This is a genomic window from Aeromonas rivuli (assembly GCF_000820045.1).
In the GTDB taxonomy this organism is placed as follows: Bacteria; Pseudomonadota; Gammaproteobacteria; order Enterobacterales; family Aeromonadaceae; genus Aeromonas; species Aeromonas rivuli.
In genome coordinates this window covers 289,362-306,544 of the sequence record NZ_CDBJ01000100.1, presented here as the reverse complement: position 1 = coordinate 306,544, position 17,183 = coordinate 289,362, and the positions used below count along the sequence as shown (strand labels likewise).

General features: G+C 62.5%; 15 protein-coding genes and 1 pseudogene. 9 read left to right on the top strand and 7 right to left on the bottom strand.

Going from position 1 to position 17,183, the window contains the following annotated elements:
• Positions 1–140: 140 nt before the first annotated feature.
• Entirely contained in the window at positions 141–473 is a 333-nt protein-coding gene (locus BN1130_RS21145) for a cupin domain-containing protein (RefSeq protein WP_042044404.1), read from the bottom strand.
• A 202-nt stretch (positions 474–675) separates the two neighbouring features.
• Between BN1130_RS21145 and BN1130_RS21140 the strand changes: the two genes are divergently transcribed.
• From BN1130_RS21140 to dhaM, 4 genes are all read left to right on the top strand, one after another.
• A complete protein-coding gene (locus BN1130_RS21140; protein ID WP_042044403.1) occupies positions 676–2,034 on the top strand; it encodes an NCS2 family permease in 1,359 nt (452 codons plus the stop codon).
• A gap of 228 nt (positions 2,035–2,262) precedes the next feature.
• Positions 2,263–3,333 (top strand): dihydroxyacetone kinase subunit DhaK, encoded by a 1,071-nt coding sequence (gene dhaK / locus BN1130_RS21135; RefSeq protein ID WP_042044402.1) that lies wholly within the window; start codon positions 2,263–2,265, stop codon positions 3,331–3,333.
• 9 nt (positions 3,334–3,342) lie between these two features.
• Positions 3,343–3,972 (top strand): dihydroxyacetone kinase subunit DhaL, encoded by a 630-nt coding sequence (dhaL, locus tag BN1130_RS21130; protein WP_042044401.1) that lies wholly within the window; start codon positions 3,343–3,345, stop codon positions 3,970–3,972.
• A gap of 1 nt (position 3,973) precedes the next feature.
• Positions 3,974–4,690, top strand: a complete 717-nt coding sequence (gene dhaM / locus BN1130_RS21125) for a dihydroxyacetone kinase phosphoryl donor subunit DhaM (RefSeq protein WP_042044400.1) — start codon at positions 3,974–3,976, stop codon at positions 4,688–4,690.
• A gap of 81 nt (positions 4,691–4,771) precedes the next feature.
• On the opposite strand, the gene dhaR is transcribed toward dhaM, so the two are convergent.
• Together dhaR and BN1130_RS21115 are read right to left on the bottom strand one after the other, a co-directional pair.
• Entirely contained in the window at positions 4,772–6,673 is a 1,902-nt protein-coding gene (dhaR, locus tag BN1130_RS21120; RefSeq protein ID WP_042044399.1) for a dihydroxyacetone kinase operon transcriptional regulator DhaR, read from the bottom strand.
• 247 nt (positions 6,674–6,920) lie between these two features.
• Complete coding sequence (locus tag BN1130_RS21115) at positions 6,921–7,820, bottom strand: LysR substrate-binding domain-containing protein (protein ID WP_042044398.1); 900 nt, start codon at positions 7,818–7,820, stop codon at positions 6,921–6,923.
• A 115-nt stretch (positions 7,821–7,935) separates the two neighbouring features.
• On the opposite strand from BN1130_RS21115, the gene BN1130_RS21110 reads away from it, so the two are divergent.
• The 4 genes from BN1130_RS21110 (at position 7,936) to BN1130_RS21095 (ending at position 12,627) form a co-directional block, all read left to right on the top strand.
• Complete coding sequence (locus BN1130_RS21110; protein WP_042044397.1) at positions 7,936–8,988, top strand: agmatine deiminase family protein; 1,053 nt, start codon at positions 7,936–7,938, stop codon at positions 8,986–8,988.
• Between the two features lie 42 nt (positions 8,989–9,030).
• Complete coding sequence (locus BN1130_RS21105) at positions 9,031–10,065, top strand: extracellular solute-binding protein (protein ID WP_042044396.1); 1,035 nt, start codon at positions 9,031–9,033, stop codon at positions 10,063–10,065.
• Positions 10,066–10,083: 18 nt separating this feature from the next.
• Entirely contained in the window at positions 10,084–11,208 is a 1,125-nt protein-coding gene (locus BN1130_RS21100) for an agmatine deiminase family protein (protein WP_042044395.1), read from the top strand.
• A gap of 405 nt (positions 11,209–11,613) precedes the next feature.
• Entirely contained in the window at positions 11,614–12,627 is a 1,014-nt protein-coding gene (locus BN1130_RS21095; RefSeq protein WP_042044394.1) for an SIR2 family protein, read from the top strand.
• A gap of 302 nt (positions 12,628–12,929) precedes the next feature.
• Here the strand turns inward: BN1130_RS21095 and ydiK are convergent, their stop codons facing one another.
• The gene (gene ydiK / locus BN1130_RS21090; RefSeq protein ID WP_042044393.1) at positions 12,930–14,021 is read right to left on the bottom strand and encodes an AI-2E family transporter YdiK; all 1,092 of its coding nucleotides are present in this window, start codon (positions 14,019–14,021) and stop codon (positions 12,930–12,932) included.
• A complete protein-coding gene (locus BN1130_RS21085) occupies positions 14,011–15,399 on the bottom strand; it encodes a phosphatase PAP2 family protein (RefSeq protein WP_042044392.1) in 1,389 nt (462 codons plus the stop codon). Before BN1130_RS21085 ends, ydiK begins: the two co-directional genes overlap by 11 nt.
• 183 nt (positions 15,400–15,582) lie before the next feature.
• Between BN1130_RS21085 and BN1130_RS21080 the strand changes: the two genes are divergently transcribed.
• Entirely contained in the window at positions 15,583–15,963 is a 381-nt protein-coding gene (locus BN1130_RS21080; protein WP_042044391.1) for a hypothetical protein, read from the top strand.
• Positions 15,964–16,046: 83 nt separating this feature from the next.
• Here the strand turns inward: BN1130_RS21080 and BN1130_RS21075 are convergent, their stop codons facing one another.
• Entirely contained in the window at positions 16,047–16,829 is a 783-nt protein-coding gene (locus BN1130_RS21075; RefSeq protein ID WP_042044390.1) for a substrate-binding periplasmic protein, read from the bottom strand.
• A 70-nt stretch (positions 16,830–16,899) separates the two neighbouring features.
• A pseudogene (locus tag BN1130_RS21070) lies at positions 16,900–17,183 on the bottom strand (hypothetical protein); the annotation flags it as partial.

The following is a 17,183-nucleotide window of genomic DNA, read 5'->3' as shown; positions in this document are numbered from 1 at the left end:
CCGCTCCGCCAATAAATAGAAAGGCCTTCCTAATCGGGAAGGCCTTTTTACTATGCATATTCAGTATCTGAGTCCAAGAAGCCCAGTCTGTCGATTGGGCTTTTCTCGTTGTGCTTTATCACAGCGGCGTGGAGATTCCTCTAGTAGTAGATGCAGAGCCAGACGGTGGTCTCGGTAGGATGAGTCCACTCCACCCTGTGCTGAAGGTGCGCCGGGATGTTGATGTAGTCCCCAGGTCCCAGATGGACGCGCTCCTGGGCCCCAGCTTCCGGTTCGAGAAAGAGCAAGATAGCTTCCCCCTGCACCACCAGTACCCATTCATGCTCATCCTGATCGAACCATTCACCGGGTGGGGTGTGCTGCCCCAGGGAGACAATGCGCTCGATACGGAAGTGATTGGTACTGACCAAGTCGCTGAACAGCTCGGTGGGCAAGGGAGAGGGAATGTGAGCAAGCAGGTTTCCTGTGTGCATGAGCCTGTCTCCGGCTGAAGTGGGTTCCCTCGAAGTGTAGAAGCTGGCGACGTCGGGCGACTCGTCAAATGTGGCTCTCAATGAGGCCTTCGATCGAAAAAATCGGGGAAATACGACCTTACACGCTGCAATCTCGCCAAATTCTTGCTATTTTGCGCGCCATCTACGCAAACGATTTCCTTCACACTTTTCAGGATGAGTTATGGCAACGCAAGAAATGACGGCCCGCACCGGCAAGAGCGGATTTCTCGACTCCTACTTCTCCATCTCCGAGCGTGGCAGCAGTGTGCGCCAGGAGCTGTTGGCCGGGATGACCACCTTCCTCGCCATGGTGTACAGCGTCATAGTGGTGCCGAACATGCTGGGTGCCGCCGGTTTTGAGCAGGGCCCTGTCTTCGTGGCGACCTGCTTGATCGCCGCTTTCGGCTCCCTGCTGATGGGCCTGTGGGCCAAGCTGCCGATGGCCATAGGTTGCGCCATCTCCCTCACCGCCTTTACCGCCTTCAGTCTGGTACTGGGTCAGGGACTGAGCATTCCGGTCGCCCTCGGCGCCATCTTCCTGATGGGTGTGCTGTTTACCCTGATCAGCGTCACCGGCGTGCGCCAGTGGATCCTGGACAACCTCCCCTCCGGCATCGCTCACGGCACCGGCATAGGTATAGGTTTGTTCCTGCTGCTGATCGCCACCAACGGCGTCGGTATGGTGATCAAGAACGAAGGGGCCGGTCTGCCGGTGCAACTGGGTGAAGTGACCTCCTTCCCGGTGATCATGACGGTGCTGGGTCTGGCCGCCATCTTCGGTCTGGAGCGTCGCAAGGTGCCGGGCGGCATCCTGATGGTGATCATCGCCATCTCCATCCTCGGCCTCATCTTCGACCCGAAAGTGACCTGGCAGGGCTTCTTCGCCATGCCGAGCCTGACCGGCGAGAAGGGCTCTCTGGTGGGCAGCATGGATCTGCTGGGCGCCCTCAATCCGGTGGTCATTCCGACCGTGCTGGCGCTGGTGATGACAGCCGTGTTTGACGCCACCGGCACCATACGTGCCGTGGCCGGTCAGGCGGGCCTCATCAACGAACGTGGCCACATCATCAGCGGCGGCAAGGCCCTGACTGCCGACTCCGTCAGCAGCATGGTCGCTGGCGTGGTGGGTGGTGCTCCGGCCGCCGTCTACATCGAATCCGCCGCAGGCACCGCTGCCGGTGGCAAGACCGGTCTGACCGCTGCACTGGTTGGCGTGCTCTTCCTGCTGATGATCTTCCTCTCCCCGCTGAGCTATCTGGTACCGGCCTACGCCACAGCACCGGCCCTGATGTACGTCGGTCTGCTGATGCTGGGCAACGTCACCAAGCTGGACTTCAGCGATTCGGTCGATGCTCTCGCCGGCATGCTGTGCGCCGTCTTTATCGTGCTGACCTGCAACATAGTCACCGGCATCATGCTGGGCTTCGTGGCGCTGGTCGTGGGTCGTCTGTTTGCTGCCGAGTGGAAGAAACTCAACGTCGGCACCGTCATCATCGCCGTGGCGCTGGTGATCTTCTATGCCGGTGGCTGGGCCATCTAAGGCTTCCGGTGATAGCGAAGGGCCCTGCGGGGCCCTTTTTCATGGCTGTGAGGCCGTTAACAGTTTCCCGCCCGTTTGCCCCGCACCGTTTCATATTGAAACGCCAATGACCCTTATCCTGTTTCAAATCCGAACCGAACAGGCCGTCATTTTCCTCCCGATATATCCCGTTAGACTGGCTCCATCAACCATTTGCCCACCCAAGGGTGGCAAGCCAAGGAGTGAGCCATGAAGAAGCTGATCAATGCCGTCGATGCCGTGGTCCGTGAACAACTGATGGGGATGGCAGCCGCTCACCCCGAGCTCAAGGTGCGTATCGAACCCCACTACATCACCCGCGCCGACTCCCCCGTGATGGGCAAGGTGGCGCTGGTCTCCGGCGGCGGCAGCGGCCACGAGCCGATGCACGGCGGTCTGGTGGGTAAGGGGATGCTGGACGGTGCCTGCCCCGGCGAGATTTTTACCTCCCCGACTCCGGATCAGATGTACGAGTGCGGTCAGGCCGTTGATGGCGGCGCGGGCGTGCTGTTTCTGGTGAAGAACTACACCGGTGACGTGCTCAACTTCGAAACGGCGGTCGAGCTGCTGCACGGTGACGGGGTCAAGGTGGGCTTCTCGCTGATCGATGACGACGTGGCGGTCAAAGACAGCCTCTACACCGCCGGTCGCCGTGGCGTCGCCACCACAGTGCTGTGCGAGAAACTGGTCGGCGCCGCCGCCGAAGCGGGCTATGACCTGGATCGTTGCGAAGCGCTGGCCCGTCGCATCAACAACCAGAGCCGCACCATAGGCGTCGCCATGCACGCCTGCACAGTGCCTGCCGCTGGCAAGCCCTCCTTCACCCTGGCGGACAACGAGATGGAGTTCGGCGTGGGTATCCACGGCGAGCCGGGCATAGCGCGCCGCCCCTTCACCGACCTCAATACCCTGGTGGACGACATGTTCGAAGAGCTCTCTGACAACAGCCCCTATGGCCGCACCCTGCGCCACTGGGACAGAGCCTCCGGCAGCTGGCAGGAAGAGCACAGCTTTATCGAGCCGCTGAATGCGGGCGATCGGGTCATCGCCCTGATCAACAGCCTGGGAGGCACCCCTCTCTCCGAGTTGTACGGCGTCTATGGGCGTCTCGCCAGCCGCTGTGAAGAGACTGGCATCCATCTGGTGCGCAACCTGATTGGCCCCTACTGTACCGCCCTCGACATGACCGGCATCTCCATCACCCTGCTCAAGGTGGATGACGAGCTGATGGCCCTGTGGGATGCCCCCGTCAATACCCCCGCCCTGCGTCGCGGCTGCTAAGGAAAACCCATGTTAAGCAAGCATCTAATCGTCAACTGGCTGCTCGACTGCGAGCCTCTGTTTACCAATGCGAGGGAGCATCTCACCGCGCTGGATACCGACATCGGTGATGGCGACCACGGCCTCAACATGCAGCGCGGCTTCGCCAAGGTGGCCGAGAAGCTGCCCGCGGTGGCGGACAAGGACATAGGTCAGGTATTGAAGACCACCGGCATGACATTGCTCTCCTCGGTCGGCGGCGCCAGTGGCCCCCTCTACGGCACCTTCTTTATCCGGGCGGCGGCCAGTACCGATGCCTGTCAGAGCCTCAGCCTCAGTCAGCTGTGCAAAATGCTGAGCGACGGGGTCGAGGGGATAGTCTCCCGCGGCCGCGCCGAGCCCGGTGACAAGACAATGTGCGACGCCTGGTGGCCTGCGCTGGCCGCCCTGCAACAGGCACAGCAGCAAGATCTGCCCCTCAACGAAGCGCTGGACAAGGCAGTCGCGGCTGCCGCCGCCGGCACCGAGGCCACCATACAGATGCAGGCCCGCAAGGGGCGCGCCAGCTATCTCGGCGAGCGCAGCATAGGCCATCAGGATGCCGGGGCCACCTCGACCCTGCTGCTGCTGACCGCCCTGCGTGACAGAGCGAGGTTGTAACATGATCGGCATCGTAGTGGTCTCTCATAGCGCCACCTTGGCAGCGGGTTTGCGGGAACTGGCCGCCCAGCTGGGCAGCCCGGCCCGCCTGCTGCTGGCGGCCGGGGTCGATGACCCCGACCACCCCATAGGCACCGATGCCATCGCGGTGATGAGTGCGATCGAAGAAGCGGACGACGGCAGCGGCGTGCTGGTGCTGATGGATCTCGGCAGCGCTCTGCTCAGCGCCGAGACAGCCCTCGAACTGCTGCCCCCCGAGTTAAGCGCCCGGGTGCGGCTCTGCCCCGCCCCGCTGGTCGAGGGCACCCTGGCCGCCGTGGTGGCGGCCGGTTCCGGCCTGACGCTGGATGAGGTGGCCGCCGAGGCGCTCGGTGCCCTGGGCCCGAAACAGGCCATGCTGCCCGCCAGCGTGGCGCAGACCGCCACAGAGACCGCCCCCGTTACTGACGACGGCTGGCTGCGCTGCGAGGTGGTGGTGGATAACCCCCACGGCCTGCATGTGCGCCCCGCCGCCCGTCTGGTGGCCGCCCTCAAGCCCTTTGCCGCTGAACTCAAGTTGCAAAAGGGGGATAAAGAGGCCAACCCCCGCAGCCTGACCCGGCTCGCCATGCTCAACGTGCGCCAGGGCGACAGACTCACCCTGCTGGCGCGCGGGGAGGATGCTGATGCGGCTTTGAGCTGCTTCCAGCAGCTGGCAGCGGAACGCTTCGGCGACTGAGGCTCATATTGCTGTATCAAGGCCCCGCCAGTGCGGGGCCTTGTCGTTTTTTTTTTGCAAGGGCGTTTCTGTGCGTGACAGCTATCCGTGGTAGTCGGCGGGATCGATCTCGAGCAGTTTGAGCCTCCGCCACAGGGTGGTGCGACTGATGCCCAGTTGCCGGGCCATCTGGCTCACCTGCCCCTTGCAGGCGTGGGCGCTGCGCAAGATGGCTTGGCGCTCCAGCTCCGCCAACGTGAGCAGCGGCTGCCCCACCACCTCATTCGCCACCAGTTGATGGCCGTGACGAATGGCGGCGGGCAGCGCCTCCGGCGGGATCTGCCCCTGACTTGCGTGGAGCAGCGCATGCTCGACCGCGCTGCGCAGTTCCCCCAGATTGCCGGGCCAGGGATAGGCGAGCAGACAGTCGAGGGCCGCCGGGCTGAACTGGCGCACCGGCTCGCGCCCCTGCGCCCCTAGTTGCTGGCTGATAAGGCCCGGCAGATCGGCAGTGCGCTCCCGCAGCCCCGGCAGCCAGAGCTCGCACGCCTGCAAGGCATAGAGCAACTGGCGACCGAACTGCCCCTCCTGCACCTTCTGCTCCAGCGGGGCGCTGCTGGTGGCGATGATCCGCACCTTGAGCGGCAGCACGCGGGCCGAATCGAAGCGCTGGATGCGGCCGGTCTTGAGCAGTTGCAGCAGCGCCGCCTGCATGGGAGCAGAGAGGCACTCCACCTGCTCCAGCACTAGGGTGCCGCCGTGGGCCAGCTCGAACTTGCCCGCCCGCTCCTGCCCAGCTTCGTCGGAGCCCATCAGCTCCAGCGCCATCCGCTCCCTCGGCAGCGCCTGACAGTTGAGAGTAATGAGGGGCCCGGCGGCCCGTTCGCTGCCAAAGTGGATGGCCTCCGCCAGCTGGGCCTTGCCCACCTCCTCTTCACCGCGCAGCAGGATCGGCCCCTGACTCTGGGCCGCCTGTCTGGCGTGGCGCAGCAGCTTGCGCATGGCGCTCGATTCCCCCACCAGCGCCGACAGCTCGGGCACCGTCTGGCGCAGCTGGTGAATGGCCCGCAGCCGGTCGACCGGATGGAGCAGGGCGATAAAGCTGACTCCCTCAGGCCCCGGTAGCGGCTTGAGGCTTATCAGGGCATTGATGAACTCCCCGGAATGCACCCCGAGCCGCTCCAGGGTCATCTCCACATGACTGAGTGGCGTCTGCCCCTTGATGGCCAGCTGCAACCGCTGGGGCAGCAGCAGGTGCTGCTCCAGGGGCTGGCCGAGGCAGAGGGCCGGATCTAGCCGCAGCCGGTTGGCCGCCAGTCCATTGAGGTAGCGCAGCCGGCCCTGGGGATCCCAGGCCAGCACGCCGTCATCCATGCCGTCGAGCAGGGCGTAAAGCTCGCTCAGATGGTGCTGGGACTCCTGCATCAGGGTTTCCATCTGCAGCAGGTGGGCCAGCTCGCGACCGGCGCTGACGGTGAGCGCCAGATCCCCGACCGTTGCCTCCTCCACCCGGCAGACCAGGGCCATGATGGCGACCTGACGGCCATTGCTGTTGTAGACCGGGCTGGCGCAGCTGTGCCAGGGGTGCAGGGTCTGGTTGAAATGCTGGGGGCCGCTGACGCAGAGCGGCACTCCCTCCAGCGCCGCCAGATTGATGGCATTGGTGCCGATGCGCCCCTCGCTAAAAAAAGCGCCGGGGCCAAAGCCCAGCGCTTCGAGTTCTGCCAGCGTCTCGCGATGGCCGGTGCGGGCCAGCAAACAGCCGCTCTCGTCGGTGAGCAGCAGGGCGCAGGGGCGCCCCTCCATGAATTCGTAGAGATCCTCGAGGGCCATCTCGCCTGTGGTGAGCAAGTCCCGCTTGCGCTGGCGCAGGCTCTGCAAGGTCTGCCCCTTGGCGCTGTGGGGCGGATGCCAGAGGGTGGCGCTGGTCTGGTGGGCGCAGCGCAGCCAGGAGGCCTGCAGATAGTCAGGGCAGGGCTGGGGTGGCAGGCGGTCAGATGGCATTGTCACTGTCCTGTCCGGCAAGCGCGCAGCCAGAGGGCATATAGATGCTCAGGCCAGGGCTGGGGTGGAAAACGGTCAGATGGCATTGTCACTGTCCTGTCCGGCAAGTGCGCAGCCAGAGGGCATATAGATGCTCTGGCCAGGGCTGGGGTGGCAGACGGTCAGATGGCAGGGTCACATGCAATATCCGGCATAGAGAGAGGCCGACCATTTAACCATGCCCGTTCGCCAGATTCAGTGACCTGCCTCAGAGGGCGGCAATGGCATCCTCCTTCCCGCCCGCCGCCCCCTCGGCAAATTGCTGGCCGAGCCAGTGGCAGAAGGCGCGACACTCCGGCATCCCTTCGCTCTCCTGGTGGATAAGCAGGCTCCACTGGGGCCCCTTGACCCTCAAAGTGGAGAGCGGCAGCAACTGCCCCTGCTCTCTGGCCGGTTGGGAGAGCCGTTCGCTCACCAGCGCCACACCGAGCCCGGCGCTTGCCGCCTCCAGCAGCAGGCCGGGGTCTGAGAAGTTGAGCCCCCGGGTCTGCAGTTGCAGATCCTCCCCCCCTTTGAGCGTCCAGTGGTGCCAGTCCAGCTCTCGCTCCCCATGGAGGGTGGTGCGCTGTGCCGCCGGTTGGGCCAGCACGGCAGGCGCGGCCACCGGCAGCAACCTGTCCGCCAGCAGTGGCTGATGGCGACACTCTGCCTGCGGCGCGAGATCCCAGCGAAGGGCGAGATCTATGGTCTGTTCGGCCAGATCGGGCTCTTCGTCGCTGGTGAAGAGCCAGAGATCGATGTCGGGGTGCTGGCGATGAAACGCCCCCAGTCGGGGCAGCAGCCAGTGGCGGGCGATGGCGGTGCTGGTGTTGAGCACCAGCTGGTTCGGCTTGCGGTACTGCTCGAGGCGCTGGATCCCCACCGCCAGTTGCAGCAGCACGCTCTGGGTGGTCTCCAGCAGATCCTGTCCCGCATCGGTCAGGGCGACCGAGCGCCCCTGCCGGTGAAACAGCGGCTGGCCGAGCAGCTCCTCCAGGGAGCGGATCTGCTGGCTGATGGCGGACTGGGTGAGGTGCAGCTCCTGGGCCGCCTGATGAAAACTGCCGAGGCGAGCCGCCGCCTCGAAGCCCCGCAGCACGTTGAGCGGGGGCCAGTGTTTGAACATCATTGATTAGCTCCACTTATCACTTGCACTGAAAATCGATTGTTTGTTCGCCGTGTTATGTGGGAATAGTCTATTCCCATCGTCAGCAACCTTAATAGTACCTAATCAGAGAGGGAATATGCGGGAACAGGGAATAGTGGCAAAGGGCTGGTTTATGCCCGCCGAATGGTGCCAGCACGCCGCGACCTGGATGGTCTGGCCTCACAACAAGGCGCTGTGGGAATCCGGCTGGGGCGTCACCCTGGCCGAGGTGCAGCAGGACTTCGCCCGGGTGGTCAACGCCATTGTCCGGTTCGAGCCGGTCAGGCTGGTGGTCGACCCTTCTGCGCTGGCCGAGGCGCGCGCCCTCTGTGACGGCAGGGTGACCCTGATCCCGCTCCCGGTGGATGACAGCTGGTGCCGCGACTCAGGCCCCACCTTCATCTGCCACCCCGAACTGGGCAGCGCCGGGGTGAGCTGGCGCTTCAACGCCTGGGGCGGCAAGTCGGTCCACCAACTGGACGAGGGGCTGGCTCGCCGCATCCTCAACAGTCTGGAGCTGGAGTGTATCGGCAGCTTTCTGGCCAACGAGGGGGGCGCCATCCATGTGGACGGCGAAGGCACCCTGATCACCACTGAGTCCGTGCTGCTCAACAGCAACCGCAACCCGGGCATCAGCAAGGGTGAGATAGAGCAGATCTTCGGTCGCCTGCTCGGCGTCGAGAAGACCATCTGGCTGCCGGGGGATCCCGACCACGTCACCGGCGACATGACCGACGGCCATGTGGACGGGGTCTGCGCCTTCAGTCGCCCCGGCCAGCTGCTGGTGGATGCGACCCGGGATGCCGCCTCGACCTACGGCCTTGTGGTGCGGGAGAACCGCCGCGCCCTGGCCCTGGCCACCGATGCCAGGGGGCGCACCTTCGAGCTGCAGGATCTGTACGACGCGAGCGAGGCCATAGACACGGAGGCCGAGGTGTTTTGCGCCTCCTACACCAACTTCTACCTCGCCAACGGCGCCGTCATCATGCCCGCCTACGGGGTGGCGAGCGACCGGGAGGCGGCGGCTGTGCTGCAAGGCGCCTTCCCGCAAAGGGCTGTGGTGCCGGTCTCGATCAACCGGCTGGCCCACGGCGGCGGCGGCATCCACTGCATCACCCAGCAGCAGCCCGCCTGGCCGCTGTTGGGCTGAACGTTGCACGGCGGCGACCAATCACAGGGGAGTAACCACATCATGATCAGGAAGATACTCGGGTGGATGGGCTGTCTGGCCCTGCTGCTGAGCCTTGCGGCCGAGGCCGGGGAGGCCGATGCGGCAACAGGGGAGGAGAAGGTGCTGCGGCTCTATAACTGGGCCGACTACTTCGCCCCCGATACCCTCAGCGCCTTTACCAGAGAGACAGGGATCCGGGTCATCTATGACGTCATGGACAGCAGCGAGACCCTGGAGGCCAAGCTGATGGCCGGTCGCAGCGGTTATGACCTCATCTTTCCCGGTGATACGGTGGCGGAGCGGCGGCTGCAGCAGGCCTATCCCCATTCACGGGATGCGGTGGTGCCCTACACCTGGGGCACCATAGGGCTCACCTTTAACGCAGCCATGATCCGGCAGCGGATGGCGGATGCCCCGGTGGGCAGTCTCGACCTGCTGTTCAAGCCCGAACTGGCGGCAAAATTTGCCGACTGCGGCATCTCCATCATCGACTCCCCCGACGAGGTGCTGGCTGTGGTGCTGCACTATCTGGGGCGGGATCCCCACAGCGGCAAGGCCGAGGATCTGGATGCCGCGCTGGCGCTGCTCAAGGGGCTCAAGCCCCATATCCGCAAGTTCCAGTCCCAGCCGGTGACCCAGCTGGTCAACGGCGACCTCTGCCTGTCGCTGGGTTACAGCGGCGACATGACGCAAGCCAGGCGGGCCGCCGCCGAGGCGGGCAAGCGCAGCGACTTTGAATACCGGCTGCCGAAGGAAGGGAGCACCATCTGGATGGACACCATGGCGATCCCGGTGGATGCACCCCATCCTGAGTATGCCTATGCCTTTATCAATTTCGTGATGCGCCCGGCCAACATGGCCGCTATCACCAACAGCACCGGTTATCCAACCGCCAGTGCCAAGGCAAGATCCATGGTGGATGCCACCATGACAGCCAACCCGGATATTTATCTGGATGAGGCCAGCTACGGGCGACTCATTCCAGGCCAGGACATTGCACAATCCCAGATGCGAGCCCGGATGCGAGCCTGGACTCGTTTCAAGAGCAGCCTCTGAATCTGAAGGAGTAAAGAGATGCCATCCCGACGCCAAGTATTGAAACAGCTGGTTGCCATAGGGGCGCTGGCCGGACTGACTGGCCTGCCACGGGCCCAGGCTGCCGCCACCGGGGCCTCGTCGGTCAGCGCCGCCGGTCACTACCAGATGCCGGACGAGGCTGCAGCCCAGACTCGGGTCTGGGTCGCCTTCGGTGCCAATCGCGAGATCTGGGGCCGTAACTACCAGGATGTGCAGGCCACCATAGGCCGGCTGGTCAAGGCCATGACCCCCCATACCGAGGTGAACGTGCTCTGCCATGGGGAGGAAGAGGGTCTGGCCCGTCAGCTCTGTGGCGAGCACAACACCCACTTCATCCCAGCCGAGCTGGATGACATCTGGCTGCGGGATACCGGCGGTGTCTTCGTGCAGGACGAGCAGGGAGAGCTCGCGCTGGTGGACTTCAACTTCAACGGTTGGGGTGACAAGCAGGAGCATGACTATGATGCCAGGGTCGCCTCCCTGGTGAGTCGGCAGGCGGATGCCCACTATCTGCAGAGCAAGCTGATTGGCGAAGGCGGGGGCATAGAGGTGGATGGCAACGGCACCGCCATCATGACCGAGAGCAGCTGGCTCAACAGCAACCGCAACCCGGGCCTGACCAAGGCGCAACTGGAGGCAGAGCTGAAAACCAACCTGGGGCTGCGCAAGATCATCTGGCTGCCGGGCATCAAGGGCAAGGATATCACCGATGCCCACGTCGACTTCTACGCCCGCTTCGTGCGCCCCGGGGTGGTGGTGATCAACATGGACAACGATCCTGATTCCTACGACTACAAGGTGACCCGCCAGCACCTGGCCATACTGCAGCAGGCCACCGACGCCGATGGCAACAAGCTGGAGCTGCATCCACTGCCGCCCCCGCTGGGTGGGCGAGACAATAAATTCAGCCGCAGCCGGGACTTTGCCGCAGGTTACATCAACTACCTGCCGATCAACGGGGCCGTCATAGTCCCCGAGTTCGGCGACAAGGCGGCCGACCGCTATTGCCAGGATCTGCTGACCCGCCTCTACCCGGGGCGCAAGGTGGTGGCCGTCAACATCGATCCGGTGGCGGCGGGGGGCGGCGGTATTCACTGCATCACCCTCCACCAACCCGCCTGAGACTCATCTACCCACTGATAACCCGGGGCGTTGCCACGCGCCGGGTTATATCGCCATGCCCATTTTTGTTAACCACGAGCCCCTGACCCGCCGCCATTCCACATCTTGGCCAGCGATGTCATATGTTTTGTCACCTCGATCACGCTCCTGACTTATTCAAGAAGCTGAGACTGGGTGTTGCTTTCCATTGCTGCTCCTTGGGTGTATTTTTGCCCGATGGCCAAAAATGGAGCCAAAGGAAGATGCTTGGCGAATGCGTTCAGCGCCAGAGATTGGTCGGTAATGTTGTGATTTAAAATGTATTTTCGTGGCCACAAACAGGGAGAACCGGAGTTATATGGAAGGCTCTATTAACGGATTAGTACCGCCTTCCATCTAATCACTGTTATGTGCTAAGGGTGGGTCATGGAAGTATCGGCTGAAGAAGAGATTAACCAGATCATTGTGGGAAAGCCCCACGTCGTAATACTTGGCGCAGGCGCTAGTTATGCGGCGTTCCCTGGTGGCGACAAGCACGGGCGAAAGCTCCCGTTAATGAATAATTTCATTGAGACGCTTGGTCTCCAGGATTTGATTGCCAGAACCGGGCTTCGTTTCGCTTCCTCAAATTTCGAAGACATCTATGCGTCGATCTACAAGGAATCGAGCTTGATAGACATACGGGAAGAGCTAGAGGCAGAAGTGTATCGCTATTTCGGCGAAATGGAGTTGCCAGATCATCCCACTATCTACGATCACTTGGTCTTGTCGCTGAGAAACAAAGACTTCATCGCAACCTTCAATTGGGATCCCTTTCTAGTTCAGGCGATAAGGAGAAATGGGAGCAGGTTTAAGCTGCCCCGGGTCTTGTTCCTCCATGGCAATGTAGAGGTCGCGTACTGCACCGATGGGCACATGATGGGGAACAACGGCGCCGCCTGTAGTCACTGCGGCTGCCTGCTTACACCTACAAAATTGCTCTACCCGGTTAGCGAGAAGAACTATCACGTGGACGAGTTCATATCGCGCCAGTGGGCTACGGTCGCAGATGTTCTAAAGCATGCCTTCATGGTGACGATCTTTGGGTATGGTGCGCCCACATCAGATGCAAGCGCAATTGAGCTGTTGAAGACTGCTTGGGGCGACATAAATGATCGCAGTCTGGAGGAGTTCGAAATAATCGATGTTCGGCAAGAGGATGACCTAAGGCGCACGTGGTCGCCTTTCATTCACACCCACCACTACCGGGTGGAATCTAATTTCTACGATTCGTGGATTGCGAATCACCCCCGCCGGACTGGAGAGGCCTATTGGAATCAGTTCATTGAGGCTAAGTTCATTGAAAATAACCCCCTACCAAAAGAGGCGGATTTTCCGGAGTTGTGGGAGTGGTATTCGAGACTGCAAGAGGTAGAAGATGCAGCCCGTAGGTTCGATTAGCCGCAAGGCGTAATCGGACGTTCGCGTAAATCAATTCCCCCGCTATAACGGCTACTCGAATTTCCCCTCTGGCAGATGCCGCTGACTAACGGATAAAACCGAGACAGCGGCATCTCGTTCGTCCGATTACGCTTCGCTAATCGAACCTACATGGGACGCTAATATGCGGTGAATGCAGGTTGGCGCGGATCAGCCAGCCTGACACGATCGCCATAATCGCAATCACCACAAATAACAGAGCCGCCTGATGGGCGGCTCTTTGTATCAGCGATGGATGGCTGAATCGTCTTGTTACTGAATCGTCACTCAGCCTTGGGCGGCGCAACAACGGCGGTCATCTCTGGCTGGAGATCGCCTTCCTTGATCCAGGCATCGAGCAGGGTGTAGCCCACCGCCAGCACCACTGGGCCGATAAAGAGCCCTATGATGCCGAGCGCCAGCAGGCCGCCGATGACACCGACCAGGATCAGGATCAGCGGCAGGTCGGCGCCGCGCTTGATGAGGAAGGGTCGCAGGAAGTTGTCCATGGTACCCGCCAGCAGGGACCAGACCAGCAGGAAGGTGCCCCAGGTGGTATCCCCGCTCCAGTAGAGGTAACCGACGCTGGCCAGCAGCACCGGGAAGGGGCCGATCTGGGCGACGATCAGCAGGAACATCAACACCACCAGGATCATGACGTAGGGAATGCCGGCAATCAGCAGGCCTATCCCGGCCACCGAGGATTGTACCAGGGCGGTCACCACCACCCCCATGGCCACGGCGCGGATGGCCTGGGAGGCCAGCACAGTGGCGTTGTCTCCCCGCTCACCGGCCAGCCTGTGGGCGAAGCGACGGATGCCGACAGCGACAGTTTCCCCCGAGTGATAGAGCAGGCCACAGATCCCCACGGTCAGCAGGAAGTGGACGAACAAGAGCCCCAGGTTACCGGCTTGGGAGGCGAGCCAGCGGGCGGTCTGGCCGAAATAGGGTGCCAATTTGGCGAACAGTACCTGACCACCGCTGGCCAGGATCTGCTGCCACAGCTCAAAGAGTTTGTCCCCTGCCAACGGTATCTGCTGGAGCCAGAGCAGCTCGGGGGGTGGGGATTTGCTGATGGTGGTGGCCAGATCGATCAGCATGGGGGCCTTCTCCGCCACATTGGCCAGGGTCATGAACAGCGGGATCACGAAGATCAGCAGCAGTATCAGGGTCATGACGAAGGCCGCCAGGGTCCGTTTCCCCCACAGCAGGCGCTGCATCATCAGCATCAGCGGCCAGGTGGCTATGGTGATCATGGTGGCCCACACCAGGGCAGGCAGGAAGGGGCGTAGCACCAGGAAGCAGGACGCGATCAAGATGCTGAGAAACAAGACTCCTAGGGTGAGCTTGGCCAGATCCGGTTTCTTAATAATCATTGTATTCCTTGCGTGGGGTTGCACCCCGATTGTGGTCGTCGGTCAGGGAGATCAGCCACCAGAGGCCCGAGCTCAACCAGAGTCCCAAGAGTCCATAGAGTATCCCTTGTCCGGTCAGGATCAACAGGGAACTGGTGATCAACAGTGGCAAGCTTGCGCTGAGTAGTCCCAGCAGCAGGCAACCCGCCAGGGCGACAAAGCCGGTCAGCCAGGGGCGGCGCCTGCTCCGTTCGACCCCGTATCGACTGCCGAGCAGCAGTGTCAGGCTGAGAATGCCGATGGCGGCGAGGGCGGGGGATTGCAGCACGGCAGCGGCGACACCGGCCAGGCTGGCGAGTAGCAGCCAGGGGAGCTGGCGCGAGGCAAGGGGTTGCAACCAGGGGAACAACAGCAGCAGGCCGAGGCCAAGCAGCATGCCGGCCACCACGTCCGAGATAAAATGCACTCCGAGCCAGACGCGGGCAAGGCCGGTGGCGCTTGCCAGCAGCAGGGCCAGGCATATTGCCAGCCAGCGCCGTCCCGGCCAGGCCCAGCCTAGCAACAGGCCCCAGCCGAGCATGGCCGTGGCCGAGTGGCCGCTCGGCATGCCAAAACCGGACACGGCGCGCAGGGCGAGTTCGGGCTGGAAGTTGAAGGGGCGTGGCCAGCCAATGCCCATCTTGGTGAGTTGCACCAGCAGACTCAGCCACAGCATGACAAACAGCAACTGCAGGGCTCTTTGCCAGCCGAGCAGGGGCAGCAGCAGAGGCACCAGTAACAGCATGAAGGGCGCAGAACCGGCGAGGTTGGCGAGCTGGAGCCAGAGGTTGTGTGGGCCAAGCAGTGCTTGCAGCTGGCGGATCAGCGGCAGTTCCTGACGGTGCAGCGCATTGGCCTCGGCACTGAAATCGGTTCGCCAACTCACCTCGCTATCAGGGATCCGGGGGAGTTGCGGGATCAACCAGTCGAGCTGGGCCGGAAAGCGCCTCAGTTCATGGGGCAGGGCACTGGGGGGGATCAGCAGGGCGCTGAGCACCTCCCCATCCCGATTGGGGGCATGCAGCAGGGAGACGGCCCCCGAACCTTGCTGCGCCACTATGGGGGTCAGGGTCTGGCAGGCAAAGATGTCTGCCGATTGCCAGCGACCGAGGGGGGCGATGATGCGCCCCGCCAGGCCTGTCTCCTCGAACAGCTCGCGCAGAGCCGCCTGAGGCGGCGTCTCGCCGGGATCGATATAGCCGCCCGTCAGGCTGTAGCGGGACGAGACTCTGTCTTGCACCAGCAGCACCCTCTCCTGCTGTTTGATGACGCACACGGCTCCCCGTGCTTTGGATGGGGCGGCCCAAAGGGGCGTCGCGAGCATGAGGGCGAGCAGCAGGCAACAAGGGTATCTGAGCATGGGAGTCCGTTTCCAGGGGCGATATGAGAGCGTCACAGAAATCAGTGGCTTGGGCAACGATTTCCGTTGCGAAACAGGCCTGGGATCCTTGGTGGTTCTCCCGCCGAGATTGCTCTGGGGCGCGGCTGTGCCTACTATTGGCAGCTATCCTCACTCTCCATGCAGCAACTCTTGGGATCTCATATGAAACAGTTCGGCTTCTATCTCGGCATCGGCCTCGGCGTCATCCTGGTACTGTTTGGCAGTATCGTCATCTGCCAGGCTCTGCCAGCGGCGCTGGATGTACTAGAGATGCCAAGTCGTATCCCCTTCGTGCGCGAGGTCTACACCTGGCTGATGAGCAGTGCCAATGGCTTGACCGGCCAGCTGGAGCAGAACTTCCTGGAGGCATTCCAGACGGTGCTCAAGTTGATACTGCTGATCACCTTCATGTGGGTCTGCGTCAAGCTGGTCAACATGGGGGTGCTCATCATCCGCGCCGGGGTGGATCTGATCCGTACCGCCATCGAGCACAGCGGATCTGCGGCCAACAAGGATAACGAGCAGGACAACCTCTACAAATAACCCTGGTCGGTTCAACGAAGAGGCCACCCTGGGGTGGCCTCTTCGCTTGTGGTGGGTTGGCGGCCGGCCGGATTGAGCGTACCTCACTCTATTTCCGGCAGTCGTTCATGGGTGCTCAGGTTCAGCATATCTTCGTAGCGGGCCTGCAGGGCTTGAAAAGCCGGACCCTGGCGAACCCTGTCGAGGGCTTGTTGCAACAGTGCTACTTCGGCCGGATCCACGGCGGGATTGAAGGCGAAGCAGTTATCCTGCTCGGCCAATACGGCCACTGTGACGAACTGCCGTGGCTCATAGCCAAGCTGGCGGATCTGATAGCGCAACATGGTCTCGTTACCTGCGACCAGATCGGTGCGGGCAAGCAGCAACTGGCGTACCACCAGATCCATGCGCGGCACCGTCATCAGCTGGGCCGGTGGCATGCCGCGGTTGAGCAGTAACTGCTCGCCCACATCGGCCTGCATGGCTCCTATCTTCAGGGTGAGCAGGTCGGCCCTGTGGCGGATCCGGGGCAGGTGATCGGCCCTGGCCATCAACACGATGCGCGAGCGGCTGATGGGGCAGACCCATTGCAGGTGGTGGGAGCGGGGCAAGGTATGGGCCGTGGTGAGCAGTACGGCATCGGGCTGCTGGGTCAGCAGATACCAGGCCTTGGACCAGGGCAAGAATTGGATGGGCGCTTCCTCTTGCCCCAGCTCCTGCCACATCAAGCGCAATAACTCTATGCTGAAACCGCTACTGCGGCCCTGTTCATCGACGCCATTGAAGGGCAGATTCTGCTCGGAATAGTAAGTCAGCGCCGCGGCTGGCGTGCCAGCCAAGGCGGCCAGCAGCCCGAGTGAGGCAAACAGTTGCATCATGAGCGTCATCCCCGCGCCAGTTCCTTGACGAAGAGTGTAGATCCGGGCGCTGTGCTCTGGGGGTGAGTGCCAGGCTGCATCATTTCAACAGGTTTTCCAGCTCGGCTTCGGCGGCCGCGCGGGCAGCAGCCTGGGGATCCTGAGTCGGCAGCGCATTGCTGACGGCTTTGCTGGCACTGTCGGTCACGGCGTTGCTCTGATCGCTGACGGCCTTGCTGGCGCTGTCGGTGGCGGCTTTGCTCTGATCGCTGACGGCCTTGCTGGCGCTGTCGGTGACCGCCTTGGTCTGATCGCTGATGGCCTTGCTGGCGCTGTCGGTGACGGCTTTGGTCTGATCGCTGACGGCCTTGTTGGCGCTGTCGG

What these genes read in the sequence shown, in the direction of transcription:
- BN1130_RS21145 (WP_042044404.1), bottom strand. Translation starts at nt 473, where the DNA reads ATGCACACAGGAAACCTGCTTGCTCACATTCCCTCTCCCTTGCCCACC.
- ydiK (WP_042044393.1), bottom strand. Translation starts at nt 14,021, where the DNA reads ATGATTATTAAGAAACCGGATCTGGCCAAGCTCACCCTAGGAGTCTTG.
- dhaR (WP_042044399.1), bottom strand. Translation starts at nt 6,673, where the DNA reads ATGCCATCTGACCGCCTGCCACCCCAGCCCTGCCCTGACTATCTGCAG.
- BN1130_RS21095 (WP_042044394.1), top strand. Translation starts at nt 11,614, where the DNA reads ATGGAAGTATCGGCTGAAGAAGAGATTAACCAGATCATTGTGGGAAAG.
- BN1130_RS21080 (WP_042044391.1), top strand. Translation starts at nt 15,583, where the DNA reads ATGAAACAGTTCGGCTTCTATCTCGGCATCGGCCTCGGCGTCATCCTG.
- BN1130_RS21140 (WP_042044403.1), top strand. Translation starts at nt 676, where the DNA reads ATGGCAACGCAAGAAATGACGGCCCGCACCGGCAAGAGCGGATTTCTC.
- BN1130_RS21085 (WP_042044392.1), bottom strand. Translation starts at nt 15,399, where the DNA reads ATGCTCAGATACCCTTGTTGCCTGCTGCTCGCCCTCATGCTCGCGACG.
- BN1130_RS21105 (WP_042044396.1), top strand. Translation starts at nt 9,031, where the DNA reads ATGATCAGGAAGATACTCGGGTGGATGGGCTGTCTGGCCCTGCTGCTG.
- BN1130_RS21100 (WP_042044395.1), top strand. Translation starts at nt 10,084, where the DNA reads ATGCCATCCCGACGCCAAGTATTGAAACAGCTGGTTGCCATAGGGGCG.
- dhaK (WP_042044402.1), top strand. Translation starts at nt 2,263, where the DNA reads ATGAAGAAGCTGATCAATGCCGTCGATGCCGTGGTCCGTGAACAACTG.
- BN1130_RS21115 (WP_042044398.1), bottom strand. Translation starts at nt 7,820, where the DNA reads ATGATGTTCAAACACTGGCCCCCGCTCAACGTGCTGCGGGGCTTCGAG.
- BN1130_RS21110 (WP_042044397.1), top strand. Translation starts at nt 7,936, where the DNA reads ATGCGGGAACAGGGAATAGTGGCAAAGGGCTGGTTTATGCCCGCCGAA.
- BN1130_RS21075 (WP_042044390.1), bottom strand. Translation starts at nt 16,829, where the DNA reads ATGACGCTCATGATGCAACTGTTTGCCTCACTCGGGCTGCTGGCCGCC.
- dhaL (WP_042044401.1), top strand. Translation starts at nt 3,343, where the DNA reads ATGTTAAGCAAGCATCTAATCGTCAACTGGCTGCTCGACTGCGAGCCT.
- dhaM (WP_042044400.1), top strand. Translation starts at nt 3,974, where the DNA reads ATGATCGGCATCGTAGTGGTCTCTCATAGCGCCACCTTGGCAGCGGGT.